Here is a 328-nt window from a genome sequence, read left to right as displayed (position 1 = left end):
TGGTCCGGTGCAGGAAACCGGTCCAGCGCTGATGCAGCACATCTGGAACCAGTTCAATACCCTGCAGTCCAAGGTGCAGGAGAAGACCCAGTTCGTCAGAGAAAATACACAGTGGCTTCAGGACTGGAACCAGACCATCAAGGAGTATGGCGAGATGCTGGTTCAGGTGCAGGGTATCGTCAACAACTTCGGTCTTCCTTCCGCTGCACAGCGCACGCCCGTTTCGCCCAAGTACCTGGTCGCTGAAACCTGTGGCACCGGCGCAGATTTGAAGGACATGCTGCCCAACATCGTTTTCAATTCAAAGGGCGACTGGAAGAGCCAGCAG

Annotated in this window: 1 protein-coding gene; it reads left to right on the top strand. The window is 55.5% G+C overall.

The features are described 5' to 3' along the window. A partial coding sequence (locus tag EN850_RS36725; protein ID WP_210238060.1) for a hypothetical protein occupies nt 1–328 on the top strand: 328 nt, incomplete at both ends.

The organism is Mesorhizobium sp. M8A.F.Ca.ET.207.01.1.1 (assembly GCF_004794715.1).
In the GTDB taxonomy this organism is placed as follows: Bacteria; Pseudomonadota; Alphaproteobacteria; order Rhizobiales; family Rhizobiaceae; genus Mesorhizobium.
Note: the sequence above shows the minus strand (reverse complement) of the source record. Positions and strands in the feature narration are given on the sequence as shown.